This is a genomic window from Pseudonocardia sp. OZ21 (genome assembly GCF_059359135.1).
In genome coordinates this window covers 171,642-190,281 of record NZ_JCADBN010000002.1, presented here as the reverse complement: position 1 = coordinate 190,281, position 18,640 = coordinate 171,642, and the positions used below count along the sequence as shown (strand labels likewise).

General features: G+C 73.3%; 18 protein-coding genes. 5 read left to right on the top strand and 13 right to left on the bottom strand.

Annotated features, from left to right (window positions below):
• Positions 1-143 precede the first annotated feature (143 nt).
• The 3 genes from AC5L35_RS04560 to AC5L35_RS04550 are packed head-to-tail and all read right to left on the bottom strand — an operon-like array spanning position 144 to position 2,457.
• A complete protein-coding gene (locus AC5L35_RS04560) occupies positions 144-941 on the bottom strand; it encodes a DUF3618 domain-containing protein (protein WP_495058261.1) in 798 nt (265 codons plus the stop codon).
• Complete coding sequence (locus AC5L35_RS04555) at positions 938-1,447, bottom strand: phage holin family protein (protein ID WP_495058260.1); 510 nt, start codon at positions 1,445-1,447, stop codon at positions 938-940. Before AC5L35_RS04555 ends, AC5L35_RS04560 begins: the two co-directional genes overlap by 4 nt.
• Positions 1,444-2,457 carry a hypothetical protein gene (locus AC5L35_RS04550; RefSeq protein WP_495058259.1) on the bottom strand — a complete coding sequence of 338 codons (1,014 nt, stop codon included), beginning with the start codon at positions 2,455-2,457 and terminating at the stop codon, positions 1,444-1,446. Before AC5L35_RS04550 ends, AC5L35_RS04555 begins: the two co-directional genes overlap by 4 nt.
• Before the next feature lie 236 nt (positions 2,458-2,693).
• On the opposite strand from AC5L35_RS04550, the gene AC5L35_RS04545 reads away from it, so the two are divergent.
• Complete coding sequence (locus AC5L35_RS04545; protein WP_495058258.1) at positions 2,694-4,412, top strand: MFS transporter; 1,719 nt, start codon at positions 2,694-2,696, stop codon at positions 4,410-4,412.
• A 128-nt stretch (positions 4,413-4,540) separates the two neighbouring features.
• Positions 4,541-4,975: an STAS domain-containing protein gene (locus tag AC5L35_RS04540; protein WP_495058257.1), complete on the top strand. Its 435-nt coding sequence runs from the start codon at positions 4,541-4,543 to the stop codon at positions 4,973-4,975.
• 190 nt (positions 4,976-5,165) lie between these two features.
• Here AC5L35_RS04540 and AC5L35_RS04535 read toward each other — a convergent pair whose 3' ends face one another.
• Positions 5,166-6,125 carry a YihY/virulence factor BrkB family protein gene (locus AC5L35_RS04535; protein WP_495058256.1) on the bottom strand — a complete coding sequence of 320 codons (960 nt, stop codon included), beginning with the start codon at positions 6,123-6,125 and terminating at the stop codon, positions 5,166-5,168.
• Positions 6,126-6,437: 312 nt separating this feature from the next.
• Between AC5L35_RS04535 and AC5L35_RS04530 the strand changes: the two genes are divergently transcribed.
• Genes AC5L35_RS04530 through AC5L35_RS04520 form a run of 3 tightly spaced genes read left to right on the top strand, consistent with a single transcriptional unit; the run spans position 6,438 to position 9,441 of the window.
• Positions 6,438-7,493, top strand: a complete 1,056-nt coding sequence (locus AC5L35_RS04530; protein WP_495058255.1) for a glycosyltransferase — start codon at positions 6,438-6,440, stop codon at positions 7,491-7,493.
• A 5-nt stretch (positions 7,494-7,498) separates the two neighbouring features.
• Positions 7,499-8,794: a glycosyltransferase gene (locus AC5L35_RS04525; RefSeq protein WP_495058691.1), complete on the top strand. Its 1,296-nt coding sequence runs from the start codon at positions 7,499-7,501 to the stop codon at positions 8,792-8,794.
• Positions 8,791-9,441: a D-sedoheptulose-7-phosphate isomerase gene (locus AC5L35_RS04520; protein ID WP_495058254.1), complete on the top strand. Its 651-nt coding sequence runs from the start codon at positions 8,791-8,793 to the stop codon at positions 9,439-9,441. Before AC5L35_RS04525 ends, AC5L35_RS04520 begins: the two co-directional genes overlap by 4 nt.
• On the opposite strand, the gene surE is transcribed toward AC5L35_RS04520, so the two are convergent.
• The 9 genes from surE to AC5L35_RS04475 form a co-directional block, all read right to left on the bottom strand.
• On the bottom strand, positions 9,403-10,188 hold the full coding sequence (surE, locus tag AC5L35_RS04515) for a 5'/3'-nucleotidase SurE (protein ID WP_495058253.1): 786 nt from the start codon (positions 10,186-10,188) through the stop codon (positions 9,403-9,405). The genes AC5L35_RS04520 and surE overlap by 39 nt on opposite strands.
• Before the next feature lie 20 nt (positions 10,189-10,208).
• Positions 10,209-11,153 carry a 1-phosphofructokinase family hexose kinase gene (locus AC5L35_RS04510; protein ID WP_495058252.1) on the bottom strand — a complete coding sequence of 315 codons (945 nt, stop codon included), beginning with the start codon at positions 11,151-11,153 and terminating at the stop codon, positions 10,209-10,211.
• A gap of 90 nt (positions 11,154-11,243) precedes the next feature.
• Positions 11,244-12,944 carry a formate--tetrahydrofolate ligase gene (locus tag AC5L35_RS04505; protein WP_495058251.1) on the bottom strand — a complete coding sequence of 567 codons (1,701 nt, stop codon included), beginning with the start codon at positions 12,942-12,944 and terminating at the stop codon, positions 11,244-11,246.
• A complete protein-coding gene (metK, locus tag AC5L35_RS04500) occupies positions 12,944-14,149 on the bottom strand; it encodes a methionine adenosyltransferase (RefSeq protein ID WP_495058690.1) in 1,206 nt (401 codons plus the stop codon). Before metK ends, AC5L35_RS04505 begins: the two co-directional genes overlap by 1 nt.
• Before the next feature lie 5 nt (positions 14,150-14,154).
• Positions 14,155-15,252, bottom strand: a complete 1,098-nt coding sequence (locus AC5L35_RS04495; protein ID WP_495058250.1) for a uroporphyrinogen decarboxylase/cobalamine-independent methonine synthase family protein — start codon at positions 15,250-15,252, stop codon at positions 14,155-14,157.
• Positions 15,252-16,727, bottom strand: a complete 1,476-nt coding sequence (locus AC5L35_RS04490; protein WP_495058249.1) for an SAM-dependent methyltransferase — start codon at positions 16,725-16,727, stop codon at positions 15,252-15,254. The genes AC5L35_RS04495 and AC5L35_RS04490 overlap by 1 nt, the downstream gene beginning before the upstream one ends.
• Positions 16,717-17,691 (bottom strand): methylenetetrahydrofolate reductase, encoded by a 975-nt coding sequence (locus tag AC5L35_RS04485; protein ID WP_495058248.1) that lies wholly within the window; start codon positions 17,689-17,691, stop codon positions 16,717-16,719. The genes AC5L35_RS04490 and AC5L35_RS04485 overlap by 11 nt, the downstream gene beginning before the upstream one ends.
• Entirely contained in the window at positions 17,688-18,227 is a 540-nt protein-coding gene (locus AC5L35_RS04480) for a methylenetetrahydrofolate reductase C-terminal domain-containing protein (RefSeq protein ID WP_495058247.1), read from the bottom strand. The genes AC5L35_RS04485 and AC5L35_RS04480 overlap by 4 nt, the downstream gene beginning before the upstream one ends.
• An 84-nt stretch (positions 18,228-18,311) precedes the next feature.
• Positions 18,312-18,602 (bottom strand): hypothetical protein, encoded by a 291-nt coding sequence (locus tag AC5L35_RS04475; protein ID WP_495058246.1) that lies wholly within the window; start codon positions 18,600-18,602, stop codon positions 18,312-18,314.
• Positions 18,603-18,640 lie beyond the last annotated feature (38 nt).

The following is an 18,640-nucleotide window of genomic DNA, read 5'->3' as shown; positions in this document are numbered from 1 at the left end:
GCACCCCGGGTGACCGCCGACATGCGCCCCGGTGACGAGGAGAACAGCGACGAACAGACAGCCCGGCACGAGACGACGGGCCCCGTTCCCTGGTGGGAACGGGGCCCGTCGAAGGTGGCGCCGGGAGCGCGCGGGCGGACCCGTCAGCTCGGCGAGGCGTTCTGCCGCACGTTGCCGACGGAGTCCTGCGCCTGGCCCTGCACCTGTTCGGCCGCGGTCCGGCCTTCCTCGGCGACGGTCCGGCCGGCCTCGGTGGCGGTGGAACGCACCGACTCGACGGCATCCTGCGCCGGCTGCGTGAGGTTGTCCTTCACCTCGGCCGCCACCTGCTTGGCCGCCTCCGCCACCGGCTGGCTCGCCCGGTCCCTGGCCTGGCTCGCCAGCTCCTGCTCGCGCCTGCTGGCCGGGAGCAGCGAGGAGATCAGCCACCCGGCGCCGAAGGCGATGAGCCCCGCGGCGAGCGGGTTGCCCTGAGCCTGCTGGCGCAGAGCGTGTGGCGCATCCGCCACGGCGCCCGCCGCCGTCGACGCCGCGTCGGAGACGCTCGACGCCGCTGACGAGGCCGTGTCGGAGACGCCCGCCGCCGCCGAGGACGCGGTGCCGGAGACCGAGCCTGCCATCTGGCCCGCCGTGTCACGCACGCCGCCGCCCTGCCCTCCCCAGCTGCTCCCGGTGCCCGAATGGAGGGGGTTGCTGCCCATCACCTTGTCCTTCAAGCGGCCCGCGGTGCCGCGGACGCGCTCCACGCGACGTTCGACGATGCGCCCCGGCGTCACCTTCTCGGCGAGCGCGTCGACGTTCGTGCTCAGGTTCGACTGCGTGCGCTCGATCTCACGGCGGATCTGGTCGGGATCGTCGGCGTTGCCGGGCGCACCGGTACCGGAGGCCGGCTGCTGTCCGCTCAGTCCGTAGTTCTCGCGGGTTCCGTAGTTCTCGGTCACGGCGTGTCTCCTCGGTGGCCCTTGAGGGCGTCGGGAACGTTGCTGAGGGTGTCGACGGTGCGTTCCGGCTTGGGGTGCACCTCGCGGAACTTGCTGCGCCCGGTCGTGTAGAGCACCGCGGCGACCACCGCCCACACCGCCGCGACGATGAGCCCGGCCCAGCCGGCGTCCATCACGTTCGACAGGCCGGCCCAGGCGGCGATCGACAGGAACAGCAGGACGAAGTAGCCGGCCAGGGCGGCACCGCTGAAGGCTCCGGCCGCCTTGCCGGTCTTCGTGGCCTCCTGCTTGAGCTCGGCCTGGGCGAGAGCCAGCTCCTGACGCATGAGCGTCGACAGATCGCGGGTGACGTTGCCGACCAGCTCACCCACGGGCACCCCGGCCACGTCGGGTGCCGGCGAGCCGAGCCCGGTGGTGCCCGACGCGTGGCGTCCGGCCTCGGGATGCACTCCGGCCGGAGGCGGAAACGCGCCCGCGGTGCCGGCCGGCGGAATCGGGGCGGTCATCGCGACTGCCCCTGCTGCGTGTCGCCCGGGTACCGGGGACCGTCGTGCCCTGCGGTGGTGCCGCGCTCCACGTCCTCGACGTACTCGCCGACCGTCGTCGCGCTCGAGCGCGGTGCGGGTGCGGGTGCGGGCGGCACCGTGGGGGGCATGCCCGGACCGGACGGAGCGGGGTAGCCGCCGCCGGCGGGCGGGCCGCCGTGACCCGGGTAGCCGCCCGGTCCGCCGGGAGGCGGTCCGCCGGGAGCGGGGTAGCCACCGGGCGCCGGGGGCGGCGGTGCCCCGCCGGGCGTCGTGTTCGGTCCGTACCCCCCGCCCGCGGGGGGCGGCGGGTAGGACGGCGCAGGCGGCGCGGCCGGGTAGCCGGGCGGCGGCCCGGCTGCGGGATACGGCCCCGCGGGATAGGGGGCAGCGGGATGGGAGGCACCGGGATGGGGCGCTCCGGGAGGCGGCGCACCGGGAGACGGAGCGGCCCCGTTCGTGGGGCCGGTGTCGCGGTTCGCGTCGACCGCACCGCGGGTCAGCCGTCCGGCCAGCACTCCGGCGATGGCCGCACCGACCAGGAACGCTCCCGGGCGGCGGCGGGCCAGCCCGCGCACCTCGTCGAGCAGGTCGCCGGGCTCCCGGCGGCCGAGCCAGTCGGCAGCACCGTTGACCCGCTCGGCAGCCTGCCGCGCGAGCTCGGAGGCGGTGCCCTGCTGGCCGCCGCTCTCGGCCATCTGGTGCAGCTCGTCGGCGAGGGCACGTAGCCCGTCGGTCGCCTTCTGCTGTCCGTTGCGGGCCTGTTCGGCGGCCTGTCCGCGGACCTCGCCGAAGAGGTCCCGCGCCTGGCGGCGGGCCTCCTCGGCGACCTCGCCCGCCTGCTGCGCAGCGGTGCCGGCGACGTGCTTGCCTGCCTCGGTGCCCGTGCGGCCCACCTGGGCCGCCTCGTCGCGGGCGACCTGGGTCGTCGAAGTTTCGGTTCCCGAACCGGTAGCCCCTACCGGCGGGCGTCCGCTCGTCTGCTGAGTCATCGAGCAGCTCCTGTCGTATGTGGGACGTCGATACCGGCACGCCTACCCGGCGTGTAGCGGAGCAACCACCGATCGGCTGATTCGGACCGTTCGGCCCATCGACGTCCGCCCCCCCGCGCCGGTTGCGCCGAACCGGTGGCCCGCGCGTGCCGCGGACCACGTTTCGGTGTCCTGGGGAGAGGCAATCCGCCGACATGACGGGGGCGGGCACGGTACGAACGGATGTTCCGGCCCGGATGGACCGCCTCCCGTGGTCACGCTGGCACTGGCTGGTCCTGCTCGGCCTGGGCACCGTCTGGATCCTCGACGGCATCGAGGTCACGATCGTCGGGGCGCTCGCCCAGAGGCTGACCGAGCCCGACAGTGGACTGGCGCTGTCGGAGACGCAGGTGGGTCTCGCGGCCTCGATGTACGTGGCGGGCGCGGTGGTCGGTTCCCTCGTGTTCGGCTACCTCACCGACCGCCTGGGCCGCAAGAAGCTGTTCCTCGTGACGCTCGGCCTCTACCTCGCGGCCACGACCGCCACCGCGTTCTCCTTCGACGCCTGGTTCTTCCTGCTCATGCGCTTCCTGACGGGAGCGGGCATCGGCGGGGAGTACGCCGCGATCAACTCCGCTATCGACGAGCTCGTCCCGGCGCGCATCCGCGCCACGGTGTCGCTCGCCGTCAACGGGTCGTACTGGGGAGGGGCGGCGGTCGGCGCGGCTCTCACCCTGCTGCTGCTCGACCCCGCACTGTTCCCCGCCGACCTCGGCTGGCGCCTGGCGTTCGGCCTCGGCGCCGTACTGGGCCTGGCGATCCTGGTGGTGCGGCGGCACGTGCCCGAGAGTCCCCGCTGGCTCTACACCCACGGCCGCAACGACGAGGCCGAAGCGCTGGTGGGCGAGATCGAGCGCGGCGTCGAGCGGGGGACGGGCACACCGCTCGCGCCGGTGCACGACACCCTGGAGGTCACCCAGCGCCGCAGCACCGGGTTCGGCGAGATCGCCGCCACGATGCTGCGCACCTATCCGAGGCGGGCGGTGCTGGGCCTGGCCCTGTTCGTGGGCCAGGCGTTCCTCTACAACGCGGTCTACTTCACCTTCGCGCTGGTGCTGGCCACCTTCTTCGGGGTGCCGAGTGCGAGCAGCGGGCTCTACCTGATCCCGCTGGCGCTGGGCAGCCTCGTCGGGCCGCTCGTGCTCGGGCGGCTGTTCGACACGGTCGGCCGCCGCACGATGATCAGCGTCAGCTACCTCGGGTCGGGCGGGCTGCTCGTCGGCACCGGCTGGCTGTTCTCGACGGGCGCGCTGTCCGCCTGGACCCTCGCCGGTGCCTGGGCCGCCATCTTCTTCCTCGCCTCCTGCGGGGCCGGCGCCGCCTACCTCACGGTGTCGGAGATCTTCCCGATGGAGATCAGGGCGATGTGCATCGCGCTGTTCTACGCGGTGGGCACCGGCCTGGGCGGCATCGTCGGACCGGTGCTGTTCAGCAGCCTGGTGGCGACCGGCCGGCCGGGAAGCGTGGCCGTCGGCTACTACATCGGCGCGGCCGTGATGATCATCGGCGGGATCGCCGAGCTCGCGCTGGGCGTCGAGGCCGCCCAGCGGTCGCTGGAGGACATCGCGGCGCCGCTGTCGGCGAGCCCGGCCCGCTCGTCCGGCGCCGGGGCGGGCGACGACCACGACCGGCTGCCCTCGCCTCCCGGGCCGCCCCGCACGTACAACGCGGTCCCGGTCGACGACGACCCCGAGCGCGACCGGGAGCTGGGGGCGCTCCTGGAGGCGTTGGGCAACGGGCCGCTGGAGCGCTCCGAGTTGCAGGCGAGAGCCGGGGCGCACGACTGGGCGCCCGGCCGGTTCGCCGCGGCCCTGCACCACGGGCTCGCCACGGGAGCCCTGCTCCCGGACGGGTCCGACGGTTCCGGCGGCTCCGACGGTTCCGGCCGCCGGGTACGGGCCCGCTACCGCGACTGAGCGCGAGATCACGGTCCCTCCGACCGGGTGGCACGGTTGCGCGGGGGGTCGGGGGAGAGCATCGTTGACACAGGCCGGGGGTTGGTGGTGCCCCACATCTCACGTCACCGCCGGATGGTGGGAACCGGATGACGCGCCGATTCGAGGTCGCCTCTCTCGGCTCCGAGATCCCGCAGCCACGGCAACCCGTGTCGCCGCGGTCCGACCTGCTCCGGATGTCGATGTCCGAGCCGCGTCCAGGGGTGCTCGTCATCGCCCCGGCAGGTGAGGTGGACCTCTCCACGGCCGGGCTGCTGCGCAAGGCGGCGTACGACGCCGTCGAGTCGGGCCCGGAGCGCCTCGTGGTCGATCTGTCCGGCCTGTCCTTCTGTGGCTCCACCGGGCTCGTCGTCCTGATGGACACCCGCGGCCACGCCTACGCCCACGGTGTCTCGTTCCGCACCGCGTCGGCGGCGCGGCCGGTGCGCCGGGTGCTGGAGATCACCAACCTGCTCGATGTGCTCGGCTACCGCGACGATCTCGACGAGGCGCTGGACGAGGCGCTCGACCCGGCCGACGGCTGACCGCGTGCCGCGCCCCGCCCGTCGTCACTAGTGCGGTGGCGACGAACGTTGCCGGGTTGATCGCGGGATCCAGGTGGTTCCTCGCAAGGCGCCGCCCGCAGCTCATACCGGGGGTATTCGCCAGGGCGGCAACGCCGCGAGGGGCCGCCTGGGCCCGCGAGGAACCCGGTGGACGTTTGTGGCCGCCGCACTAGCTGCCCTCGGCCACCTGGTCCGCTGCCACCGCCCGCCGTTCACCCAGCGGCACCGGCTCGCCCGTCGTGGTGTCGCGGCGGGTCTGCCGCTCGGCCTCCGCGTTGATCTCCGCGCCGAGCAGCACGATGTAGCTGGTCAGGTAGAGCCACAGCATCAGCACGACCACGCCGGCGAGAGCGCCGTAGGTCTTGTTGTAGCTGCCGAAGTTGTTGACGTAGAGGCTGAACAGCACGCTGCCGATGAGCCACAGCACGGCCGCCACGAGCGCGCCGACGCTGACCCAGCGGAAGCGCGGTGCGTCGCGGTCGGGCGCCACGCGGTAGACCACCCCGAGCGCGCCGATCACCACCGCCGCCAGCAGCACCCAGCGGACCACCTGGGCGACGATCAGCCCCACGGCCCCGAGTGGCAGCGCGTCGAGCAGGGGCGGCACCACCGCCACGAGCGTGAGCGTCACGAGCACGAACACGATCGCCCCGAGGGTGAGCATCAACGCGAGGCCGCGCAGCTTGAGGAAGCCGCGGCTCTCGTCCTCGTCGTAGGCGAGGTTGACCGCCTGGATCAGGTTTCCGGTGCCGCTCGACGCCGACCAGAGCGCGGCCAGCAGCGACACCACGAGGCTCACCCCGAGGGCGCCGCCGCTGGTGGAGACCACGGAGTTGAGCTGGTCGGTGATGAGCGGCTGGGTCTCCTGCGGGAGGGTGCCGGCGAGGCTCTCGACCTGACCGGCCACCTGGCCCGGGTCGGCGATGAGCCCGTAGAGCGTGATCGCGGCAATCAGGGCGGGGAAGACGGCGAGAAACGCGAAGAACGCGACACCGCCGGCCAGCATGGGGACGTGGTCCGCGCTGCTCTCCTTGAGGGCGCGGCGCAGTACCTGCCACCAGCCGCGCGGGGGGATCTGGGCCGGCGTCTCCGCCTCCTGGCCGAGGGGACTCCGGGTGGGAGTGGACACGTGGATCCTCCTGCTGGGTGGCGCCGGTGGTGCTGCCGTTGCGTGCGGATAGCCGCTGCCGGCGGTCTCAACCCTCCGGGCCGCCGTCGATCCGTTCGCGCTCGGTGCGGAGTGCCCGGTGACGCGGGGCGTACGGCCGGTGTTCGAGCCGTCTCCCTGCGCTTATCCCCCCTGAGGCGGGGTACTCCCCTCGGTGGGAGCAACGAGGAGCACGGGGTCGGGCCGACGGCGCCCGCGTCCGCCGTGATGACGAGGAGTAACAGTTGGTCACGGATAGTAGCAGTTGGCTGTGCGGCGTTTGATCGTCGCCCGATGGGCCACACCCGCGACGTGAACATCGTCCTGTGGCACGTGCACGGATCCTGGACGACCGCATTCGTTCAGGGGCCACACCGATACCTGCTGCCCACACTGCCCGAGCGCGGGCCGTGGGGTGGAGGGCGGCCGGAGGCGTGGGACTGGCCGGCAGGCGCCGTCGAGACGGCTCCGGCCGAGCTCGCCGACGCCGAGGTCGACCTCGTCGTCCTGCAACGCCCCGAGGAGCTGGAGCTGGCGGAACGCTGGTTGGGCCACGTTCCCGGCCGCGACGTGCCTGCGGTGTATCTGGAGCACAACGCGCCCCGGGAGCACGCGGCCACGAGCCGGCACCCGATGGCCGACCGCAGCGACCTGACCGTCGTCCACGTCACGCACTTCAATCAGCTCATGTGGGACTGCGGCACCACCCCCACCACGGTGGTCGAGCACGGGGTGGTCGACCCCGGCCATCGCTGGACCGGCGATCTCCCGGCCGCCGCCGTGGTCGTGAACGAGCCGGTGCGCCGCAACCGGGTCACCGGCACCGACCTGCTCCCGCACTTCGCGCGCAGCGCCCCGCTCGACGTCTTCGGGATGGGCACCGACGACCTGACCGCGAGACTCGGGCTGGACCCGTCGACGCCGGTCCGCGGCCTGGGTGATCTGCCGCAGCACCGCATGCACGCGGAGCTGGCCCGCCGCCGGGCCTACCTGCATCCGCTGCGGTGGACCTCGCTGGGCCTGGCGCTCATCGAGGCCATGCACCTGGGCATGCCCGTGGTAGCCCTGGCCACCACGGAGGCCCACGAAGCCGTGCCTCCCGGCACGGGGTACTGCTCGACCGACCCGGACCGGCTTGCGAGAGGGCTGCGCGAGCTGGTGACCGAACCTGAGCTGGCCGCCCGGATGGGCAGCGCCGCCCGCCGGCACGCCCTGGAGCGCTACGGCCTGGACCGGTTCCTCGCCTCCTGGGAGGACGTCCTGCTGCGCGCCACCGAGGGTCGCCGCCCGGTCCGACGACCGATGGCCGGCGCCACCACCGCCACGACCGCCACGACAGGAAGGAGCTGATGCCGATGCGCATCGCGATGGTGTCCGAACACGCCAGTCCCCTCGCCGCTGTGGGCGGGACCGACGCCGGTGGCCAGAACGTGCACGTGCTGGAACTGAGCTCGGCTCTCGCCGCAGCGGGGCACGACGTGACGGTCTGGACCCGCCGGGACGATCCCGCGCTCCCGGACGTCGTGCCGTTGCATTCCGGAGTGACGGTCCGGCACGTGGCGGCCGGCCCGCCCCGGCCACTGCCCAAGGACGAGCTGGTGCCGCACCTCCCGGCGTTCACGCAGGTGCTGGAGGAGGCCTGGGCGATCACGCCTCCCGACGTGGTGCACGCGCACTTCTGGATGTCCGGCATGGCGTCCCTGGCCGCCGCGGCCGGTCGGATCCCCGTGGTGCAGACCTTCCACGCGCTCGGCAGCGTGAAGCGCCGTCACCAGGGCAGGGACGACACGAGCCCGGAGGGGCGCGTACGCGCCGAGGTCGCGGTCGCGCGGACCGTCGACCGGGTGCTCGCCACCTGTACCGACGAGGTCTTCGAGCTCGCCAGGCTCGGAACGCCGCGGCGGCGCACGACCGTGGTGCCCTGCGGGGTGGACACCCGGCTGTTCACCCCCGACGGACCGGTGGCCCATCGCTCCGGCCGCCAACGCCTCCTCTCGCTCGGCAGGCTGGTGCGGCGCAAGGGCGTCGACGAGGTGATCGAGGCGATGCGCCGGCTTCCCCACGCCGAGCTGATCGTCGCGGGAGGCACGGCAGGCCCGGACGGGGCGGCACCCGCCGGTCCGGACGCCGACCGGTTGCGGGCGCGCGCGATCGCCGCAGGGGTGGCCGACCGCGTGCGGCTGATCGGCCCCGTGATCCGCGAGGACGTGCCCGCCCTGCTGCGCTCGGCCGATGCCATCGTCTGTGTGCCCTGGTACGAACCGTTCGGCATGGTGGCGCTCGAGGCGATGGCCTGCGGGCGCCCGGTGGTGGCCAGTGCCGTCGGCGGCATCCAGGACACCGTGGTCGACCAGGTCACCGGCCTGCTCGTACCGCCGCGCAGGCCGGACGCCCTCGCCGCGGCGCTGCGGGACCTGCTCGGCTCCCCGACGCGGGCCGCCGCGTTCGGCATCGCCGGGCGCGACCGGGTACTGGCGCGCTACGGCTGGGAGCGGGTGGCCGCCGCCACCGCCGCGGTCTACGACGAGGTGATCGCGACCCGGAACGGCCGGATCAGGGCCGCGGAATCCGACGCCGCCCAGATGGACGCCGACATGGATGCTGCCGGGCTGGACGGGGCAGATACCGAGACCGCCGGGGCGATGCGATGAGCCCCGTCACGGCCCCGGACATCCCCGACGCTCCCGTCGCGGACGTGCTGACGAGCCTGGCCGACCACGTCGACCGGCTCGCGCACGCGCTGCCCGCCCTGCGCCGGGCCCGGCCCGTCCTCGCGCGCTGGGGCGATGACCTGGCGGGCAGGCTGCTGGGTGGGGCCAGGCTGCTCGCTGCGGGCAACGGGGGCAGCGCCGCGGAGGCCCAGCACCTGACGGCGGAGCTCGTCGGCCGGTTCGATCGCGAGCGGCGCCCGCTGTCGGCGATCGCGCTGCACGCCGACACGTCCAGCCTGAGCGCGATCGGGAACGACTACGGCTACACCCAGGTGTACGCGCGACAGGTCCGCGGCCACGCCCGTCCCGGCGACGTCGTGCTCCTGTTCTCCACGAGCGGCCGCAGCGAGAACCTGCTCGCCGCGGCCGCGGCGGCGCGCGAGACCGGAGCCCTGAGCTGGGCACTCACCGGCCCCGGCCCGAACCCCTTGGCCCGCATCTGCACGGACGCCGTGTGCCTGCCGGGGGACGCGGCGACCGTGCAGGAGATGCACCTGGTGGCCCTGCACATGGTGTGCCGGGCGGTCGAGCGGGGGATCGAGGCGCGGTCAGCCCTGGCGCCGCCGGGCGGGGAGACCGTCGACTGAGGCGAGCCAGTCCGGTACGAGCCGGCCCCTGTCCTCGGTGACCGACACCAGCTGGGTCAGTGTCGGGTGCCCGGCCCGCAGCAGAGCGCTGTCGGTGCCCTGCTCCGGTTCCTCACCCACCTCGATCTCCCCGAGGTGCATGCTGTCGTCCCCGATGTCGTCGACGCGGGTCTGCACGGTGCCGAACGCGGCCAGCCGGGCGTGCCGCAGCTCCCGGTGCTCGCCGGCGGGCAGATCGGGCACGTTCAGCGACAGCACGGTGGCGGGCGGGGCGGCGAGTAGCAGTTCCAGCACCCGGCCCAGCACGCCGTCCACCGCGTCCCAGTGCCGGTCGCCCGTGGGGTGCAGTGCCACGTCGAGGCTCACCGCGAGACCGCGGGCGTCGTTCACGGCCGCCGTCAGGGCCGCCCCGACCGTGCCGGAGTGCAGCACCGCGCGTCCCACGTTGGCGCCGTGGTTCACCCCGGACAGCACCAGGTCCGGTGCCGGATCGAACCAGCCGTGCAGCGCGGCCACGACGATGTGCGCCGGTTGGGCCTCGACCGCCCACGCCGGCACGCCGGGCAGGTCGGGCAGCTCCCGGCGGCTCATCACCGTGCGTCCCTCGCGGCGCACGGCGGTGATGGCCGCGCTCGCACCGCTGGCCTGTTCGGCGGGCGCTGCCACGACCACGTCCAGCCCGGCTGCCAGCGCGGCCCGCGCCAGCACGGTCAGCCCGACGGAGTCGATCCCGTCGTCGTTGGTCACCAGCGCCCTCATGGCCCCCCTCAGTTCTTCCACTCGACGAGCTCGACGCGTTCGGCGAGCGTCCGGATCGCATCCTCCCCGCCGGTGCCGAGCCCGCGCCGCACGACGTTCAGTGCACCGCATGCCGCGCCCGTGCGCAGCGCCTCCCGCACCGGCTCACCGCGCACGAGCGAGGCGACCACCCCGGCTGTCATCGAGTCGCCTGCGCCGCGGGTCTCGGCGGGCTTCAGCTCCGGGACGCGGATCTCCAGCACGTCCCCGTCGCCGCTCTCGTCGTCCTCGGGCAGGAGGGCCAGTGCGGGCTCCGCGGCGCGCGACACGATGACCAGGCCAGCACCCTCGGAGCGCAGCTGATGCATCGCGGCCACGAGCGCGTCCGGGTCGTCGCTGTCGGCGCGGCCGTCCGCCAGGAGCTCCTCGTGGCTCACCTTCAGGACGAACGGGTTGCCCTCCAGCACGGCGTCGAGCCGCTCGCCCGAGAGATCGGCGGCGACGCGGCAGCCGTTGCGGGAGAGGTCGGTGGCGAGGCGGGAGTAGAGGGCCGCCGGGATCACCTGGTCGGAGTTCGGGCCGCCGAGCAGCGCGGTGCCGTGGGTGATGCCCTCGCGCAGCATCGTCTCGTAGAACGCGTCCTGCTCGTGGCGATCCAGCGGTCCGCCGGGTGCCTCGGCGATGGGCTCACGCTCGCCGTTGCGCCGGTCGTGCACGTAGCCACCGTTGCGGGAGTCGACGTGCACCACCCGCAGGTCCACCCCCTCGCTCGGGAGCAGGTGCCCCAGCACGTCACCCGTCTCGCCGCCGAGGGTGGCGCACAGCACCACCGGCACGCCGAGGGTCGAGATCATCCGGGCCTGCCACACCGCCTGGCCGCCGGCGTGCACGTGGATGTCGGGCACACCGGCCCGGTCCTCGATGGTGACGGTGAGCAAGGGGGACGGGGCGAAAACAACGACGGTGGGTGGCATGTCCGTTTCGTACCCCGATCGGGGACCGGCTACGCCACGGAGTGCGACGAGCGGTTTCGCCCGGCACGGGCCCACCCGCGCGGAGCCGCGTCAGGAGAGGTTGACGATCTCGCCCGCCGCGTCCAGGTCGATCCTGTGCGCTGCCGGGTGGGCGCCCAGGCCGGGCATGGTGCGCATGTCACCGCAGATCGGGTAGATGAACCCGGCGCCGACGGATGCGCGTACCTCGCGCACGGGGAGGCGCCATCCGGTCGGCGCCCCCAGGAGCGAGGGGTCGGACGAGATCGACAGGTGCGTCTTCGCGATGCACACGGGCAGGTGGCCGAAGCCGTTGCGCTCGTAGGAGTCGATCTGGCGGGCGGCGGGCGGGGCGTAGTCCACCCCGTCGGCGCCGTAGATCTGCTTCGCGATGATCTCGATCTTGTCCCGCAGCGGGGCCGACTCCGGGTAGAGGAACCGGAACTCCGACGACTCGTCGGCCGCCTCGGCCACGGCCCTGGCCAGGTCGGTGGCACCTCGGCCGCCGTCGGCGAAGTGGGTGCACACCGCCGAGCGGGCGCCCATCGACTCCGCGATCTCGGCGATCGCGGCGTGCTCGCTGGGATGGTCGCCGGGGAAGGCGTTGATCGCGACGACCGCGGGCACCCCGTGCACCCGGATGTTCTCGATCTGCTTGCGCAGGTTGGCGCCCCCGATGTGCACCTCGTCGGGGTTCTCGGCGAGCAGCGCCTCCGGCAACGGACGGCCTGCCACGATGCGGTGCTTGCCCGAGTGGGCCTTGAGCGCCCGCACCGTGGTGACGACGACCGCGGCGTCGGGGGTGAGGCCCGACGCCCGGCACTTGATGTTGAAGAACCGCTCGGCGCCCATGTCCGCGCCGAACCCGGCCTCGGTGATGAGGTAGTCGCCGGAGTGGATGCCGATCAGGTCGGCCACGACCGACGAGTTGCCGTGCGCGATGTTGCCGAACGGGCCGGCGTGCACCAGCACGGGCGTGTTCTCCAGCGTCTGGAGCAGGTTGGGCGCCATCGCGTCCCGCATGATCACGGCCATCGCGCCTGCGCCGCCGATGTCCTCGGCCGTGACCGGCTTCCCGTCGCGGGTGTAGGCGACGACGATGCGGCCGAGCCGCTCGCGCATCTCCGGTACCGACCGGGCGAGGGCGAAGATCGCCATCACCTCCGACGCCGCGGTGATGTCGAAGCCCGTCTGCCGCGGCAGACCGTCGAGCCGCGAGCCCAGCCCGACGATCACGTTGCGCAGCGCCCGGTCGTTGACGTCGAGCACGCGGCGCCAGGTGATGTTGTGCTGGTCGATCTCGCTCTCGTTGCCCTGGAACAGGTGGTTGTCGAGCACCGCCGAGAGCATGTTGTGCGCCGCGGTGACGGCGTGGAAGTCGCCGGTGAGGTGCAGGTTCAGCTGCTCCATCGGCACGACCTGGGAGTAGCCACCACCCGCGGCGCCGCCCTTGATGCCGAACGTGGGCCCCATCGACGGCTGCCGGATCGCGATGGTGGCGCGCTTGCCGATGTGGCTCATCGCCTGGCCGAGCCCGACGGTGGTGGTGGTCTTGCCCTCGCCCAGCGGCGTCGGGGTGACGGCGGAGACCACGACGTACTTGGCGCGGGGCCGGTCGGCGAGCTCCTCGATCGCGTCCAGCTCGATCTTCGCCACCTGGCGGCCGTAGGGCGTGACGAGGTGCGAGCCGATCCCCATCCCGGCGGCGATGTCACCGAGGGGGAGGAGCGTGGCGCCTTTCGCGATCTGCAGGTCGGAGGGAAATCCGCCCATCAGGCGAGCCCCGCCGCGGCGCGCAGCTCGGCGGCCTTGTCGGTGCGCTCCCACGTGAAGTCGGGGTCGTCCCGGCCGAAGTGCCCGTATGCGGCGGTCTTGCCGAAGATCGGACGGTTGAGCTGCAGCTGCCGGCGGAACGCCGCCGGGCGCAGGTCGAAGTGCTCGTCGACGAGCTTGCGGATCATGGCGGGCGACACCTGCTCGGTGCCGAACGTCTCCACCAGTACCGAGAGCGGCCTGGCCACCCCGATCGCGTACGCCACCTGCACCTCCACCTTGTCGGCGAGCCCGGCGGCCACCAGGTTCTTCGCCACGTACCGAGCAGCGTAGGCGGCGGACCTGTCGACCTTGGAGGAGTCCTTCCCGGAGAACGCGCCGCCGCCGTGGCGGGCGAACCCGCCGTAGGTGTCGACGATGATCTTGCGGCCGGTGAGGCCCGCGTCGCCGACGGGACCGCCGATGACGAAGCGGCCGGTCGGGTTGACGTAGTAGTTCTCCCGCAGCTCGTCGGCGGAGTACAGCTCGGCCGGGATCTCGCGGGTGACGACGTGCTCCCAGAGGTCGTCGCGGATCTGCTCGGTGGAGACCTCCTCGGCGTGCTGCGTGGAGATCAGGACCTTCTCGACGGCCACCGGCACGCCGTCCCGGTAGCGCACCGTGACCTGCGTCTTCCCGTCCGGGCGCAGGTAGGGGAGCGTGCCGTCCTTGCGCACGGCCGACAGTCTCCGCGAGAGCCGGTGCGCGAGCGCGATCGGCAGCGGCATGAGCTCGGGGGTCTCGCGCGTGGCGAAGCCGAACATCATGCCCTGGTCGCCCGCGCCCGCGCTGTCGAGCTCGTCCTCGGAGAGCTTGCCGCGGTGCTCGTGGGCCACGTCGACACCCTGGGCGATGTCGGGGGACTGCTTGTCGAGGGTGATCATCACCGCGCAGTGGTGGCCGTCGAACCCGAAGGCACCGTTGTCGTAGCCGATCTCGCAGATCGTCTTCCGGACGACCTCGGCGAAGTCGATGGTGGCCGTGGTCGTGATCTCGCCGGCCAGAACGACGAGACCGGTGGTGATCAGCGTCTCGCAGGCGACACGGGAGGCAGGGTCCGCGGCGAGCGCCGCGTCGAGGATCGCGTCCGAGATCTGGTCGGCCATCTTGTCGGGGTGGCCTTCGGTGACCGACTCGGACGTGAAGAGGTGCTCGTTCTCGGCCAGGGGGATCACGTGTTGTTCTCCTTCGGGATACGGCCGCGGACGGCGGCGGCCGCGGTGGTCATGGCGTGCAGCTTCGCGCGGGCGGCGCCTGCGGGTACGTGGCGCAGCCCGCAGTCCGGCGTGACCACGATGCGGTCGGCGGGAACCACCTGCAGGGCTCGTTCGATGCGCTTCTCGATGACGTCGACCGCTTCGACGTCGGCCGTCTTCACGTCGAGGACACCCACGCCGAGCGTGCGGTCCCACCCGTGGCGCTCGATCAGCTGCAGGTCCTCGTCGCCCTTGCGGGCGAACTCGAGCAGCAACTGGTCGACGGCGGCGTCGAGGACGGCGGGGAACAGGAAGTCGTAGTGGCCCTCCCACAGTGGACGGGCGTAGCGGTTGCCGTAGCAGACGTGCAGTGCCCAGGTGACCGGAACATCCTCCGTGACGATGTTCAGCGCCTCCACCGCGACCCCCACGTCCTCAGGGTGCCCGGCCAGCAGCGGCTCGTCGATCTGGAGCAGCTGCGCACCCGCCGCGGCCAGCGCGCGGGCCTCGGCGTTGAGCACGCGGGCGAGCGCGCGCACGAGGTCGGCGCGGTCGGCGTAGGCGCCGCAGCGCAGCCGCTGCGACAGGGAGAACGGCCCGGTCATGGAGAACCGCACCGGGCGGTCGGTGTGGGCGAGGGTGAACTCCAGGTCCGGGACCAGCCCGAGCACGCCCGGCCCCGGCTCGGTGATCGGGCGGGGGAGCTCCAGGTCGAGGTAGTCGAAGTAGAAGGCCTTCACGGCGTCCCGCGCCTCGACACCGGGTACGCGGGCCAGCAGGTAGTCGATGTCGTTGTCGCGGCGCAGCTCGCCGTCGGACACGATGTCGATGCCGGCCACCTCCTGGTCCTTCAGCGCGGCCTTCACCGCCATGTCGTGCATGTCCGCGAGCTGGCTGCGGCTGACACTGCCGTGGTGGACACCGGTCTTCGCGCGCTCCAGCCAGTCCGGCACCGACCATGATCCGATCACGGTCGTGGGGAGCAGCAGCCGGCCCGCTTCCGGGGAGGCGCCGCCGGTCGCGGCCCGGTCCGCCGCCGGGGCTTCGGTCGCCCCGGCCATCACCACGCCCATCAGTCCCTCACGTCCGCCGTCATCGTGATGATGTTGCTGCCGTTGCGCCGGAACGGCGCGAACGAGACGTCGAAACCCTTGCGGGCACCGATGTGGGCCAGCAGCGGCCCGTTCACCCAGTTCACCACGGACCCGTCGTACTTGCCCGGACCGCGGAACCCGCTGCGGTACTGGTGCGGGTCGGTGACGACGATGTCGTGGCACTGCAGCCTGCCGTAGGGGTGCAGCAGCGGCAGCGTCTCGGCGAAGCTGGTGGCCGCACCGTTCGACACGTGCATCCGGACGTCGCCGCCGGTGGCGAGCAGGGGCCGGAGCAGCTCGCCGTTGATGCCGGGGGCGATCTCGTACGTGTCGAGCCCGTGCAGCGGGACGTAGCGCTCCTGGAGCTTCAGCGCCTGCCAGCAGTCCCGCCAGAACTGCACCGTGGCGGGTACGTCGGCGAAGTGCTGCGGGTACGCCTCGGCCAGCAGGGGCGGGCCCAGGCGCAGCAGCTTCTGCACCAGAGCGCCGAGCGTCTCCGGCTCGATCCCGAGGCCCGCCGCGATCGTCGCGGCGTCGGTGTCGGGGAGGTAGGCCCGCGCCTGGACGAGGTGCTCGCGCTGCCCGATCGTGGCGATCTCGTCGGTGGGCAGGTTGTCGTAGACGTTGGAGATGTAGACGAAGAACACCTTGAAGCGCAGGAACGCGAGCGAGGTGAGCGGGCGCTGCGCGTCGAGGACGAACGAGCTGACATGCTCGGCGTGGTCGCAGACGGTGGCCCTGGCCAGCTCCAGGACGTGCGGCGAGTAGTCGCACATGAGGTAGTGCAGGCGCCGGTAGTACTCCCGGCCGTGGGCTCGGTCCATCTCGACGAACGTGTCGAGCCACGTACCGGCCTGGTTGCCGTTGCCCACCCCGAGCTCGACGACGTAGAGCTCCTCGGGCAGGGCCCGGCGGTCGGCCAGCGAGTCCCAGATCGCGAAGAGCTTGCCGATGGTCTCCCGGACCGGCTCCAGGTGCCGCGCGTCGCTCTGACCGCCCGGCAGCGCCGACTCGTAGCCCTGCCCGGTCGCCTCCTCCCACAGCTGCAGGTGCTGCCAGTACAGGGAGTTGAACGCCCAGATCGCGCTGTCGCGGGTGGGGCCCCACTCCTCCAGGGTCAGGTGCCGCGAACCCGCGCCACCGCTGTGGTGGGCGCGCAGCGCGGCGGCCACGCCGGAGGTGACGGCGTCCGCTCCCGTCCCGGAGATGCCGCGCAGGTCCAGTGCCAGCTCGGGCGGCCCGCCGCCGACGACCGGACGCAGCTCCACAGGGGTGCGGAAGTTGTTGCGGTACTGGACCCAGTCGGCCACCACCCGGAGCCGGGACAGGTCGGTGACCGGCCCGGCGTCGTCGGTCTCGGTGGTGAGGGCGCCGAACACCGGGGCCAGTGCCGCGGTGAGGTCGACCGCGTTCTTGCCGCGCAGCCGGGTCGCCGGCCGGATCTCAACCAGCACGAGCACTCCTCTCCAGGCCGGCCCGCTCGAGGATCTCGGGGATCCCTCGCTCGTAGCCGAACGCCATGACGTGCACCCCGGCGACGCCGGGGATCTCGCGCAGCGCCTGGATGGTCTCCACACACAGCGTCACGCCCTCCGCCGCGACCCGGTCGGCCGGCACACCGCGGAGCCGGCGGCCGACCTCGTCGGGGACGTGGACGCCGGGCACCTTCGTGCGGATGAACTCGTGGGCGCGCAGCGACCGGATCGGCCCCACCCCGGCGAGGACGGCACAGCGGGTGTCGAGGCCGCGGTCGGCGACCTCGGCCATGAAGCGGGCGAAGGCGGCGACGTCGAACACGAACTGCGTCTGGCAGAACTCGGCGCCCGCGGCGACCTTCTTGCCCAGCCGTGCGGCCCGGAAGCTCGCGGGCGGGGCGAACGGGTTCTCCACCGCACCGATCAGGAACCCCGGCCGGGGATCGACCGGCCGCCCGGACAGCAGGAGCCCGTCGTCGCGCATCGTCCGGGCGGCCCAGACCAGCTGGACGCTGTCGAGGTCGAACACCGGTTTCGCGTCCGGATGGTCGCCGAAGACGGGGTGGTCACCGGTGAGCAGCAGCACGTTGGGGATGCCCAGTGTCGCGGCGGCGATGAGATCGGACTGCAGGGCGATCCGGTTGCGGTCGCGGCAGGTCAGCTGCATCACCGGCTCCACCCCGGCCTCGGCGGCCAGCAGGCTGCCGGCCAGGCTGGACAGCCGGACGTGCGCACCCTGGTTGTCGGTGACGTTGGCGGCGTCGACCCAGCCCCGCAGCAGCGCGGCCGCGCGCGGGATCGCGGCGCGGTCGACCCCGCGGGGCGGCCCGATCTCCGCGGTGACCGCGAACCGTCCCGACGCCAGTGCCCCGCGCAGGCCCCGCGCCGCGGGCAACCGCGCCGGAGGCGGGGCCTGGGCGGCGTCGCCTGCCCGGGTGCTCACCGGCGCACCCGGGGCAGGCCGAGGTCCACCGCGGGCCGGTGCACGGCCGGGGGAGCGGCCAGCCCGTCGTCGTCGGTCCAGAGGTGCTCGTCGCGGCCGAGCCAGTAGTTGACCCAGGAGCTCGCCCCGGCGAGGCGGTGGTCGACCGGGCGCTGCAACCGGGCGAGGTCGGCGGCCCGTCCCGCGCTCTCGGCCCGCTCGTGGGCGATCAGCCAGACGCAGCGCTCGCCCGGGTACACCTCACACTCGCCGCGGGGGGACACCCCGCCGCAGGGCCCGTTGCGCAGCTGCTTGGGGCATGTCATCGGGCAGGCGTAGCCGGTGGCGGGGAGTGCGCACTGCCCGCACATGCGGCAGCCGAACAGGGCCTCCTTGCTGCGGCGTTCGGACGCGGTGAACAGGCGCAGGGCGCGCGGTGACCGTTCCAGCCAGCCGGCCAGCCTGCGGTAGGCGCCGCGCGGGCGCAGCACGGGAGCGAGGCGGTAGGTGGCGCGGGCCGCGGGTCGCGGCGCGGTCGGGTGCGGCAGGTCGGACACCGGTGGCCTCCCCTTCGAGTCGCCGACCCTTCGAGTCGCCGAGGGCGTGCGATTTGTGGCCGATCACAGCCGCCCGGATCCTCACTACGCCGTATTCGACCCGCCCCGGGCCGGGGGGTCGGTGGCCACCATGGCGCGGGCCACCACGGGTTTCAGGTGCGTCGGCAGCGCGAGGCTGCCTGCGCGCAGGTGTGCCACCGCCGCCCGCAGCGCGGTGATCTCCTCCCGCAGCTCGGCGATGAGTGCCTGGTCAGCGGCGGCCCGCTCGGTGTCGGCGTGGCCCGAGATGCGCTGGAGCTCACGGAGCAGCGGGCCGATCGGGGAGTGGTCGGCGCTGGTTCGCACGTCCGGTCCGGACCTCGAAGTCGTGTCCACGCCAGCTCCCTCGCTCCGCCGTTCCGATCGCTGCCGGG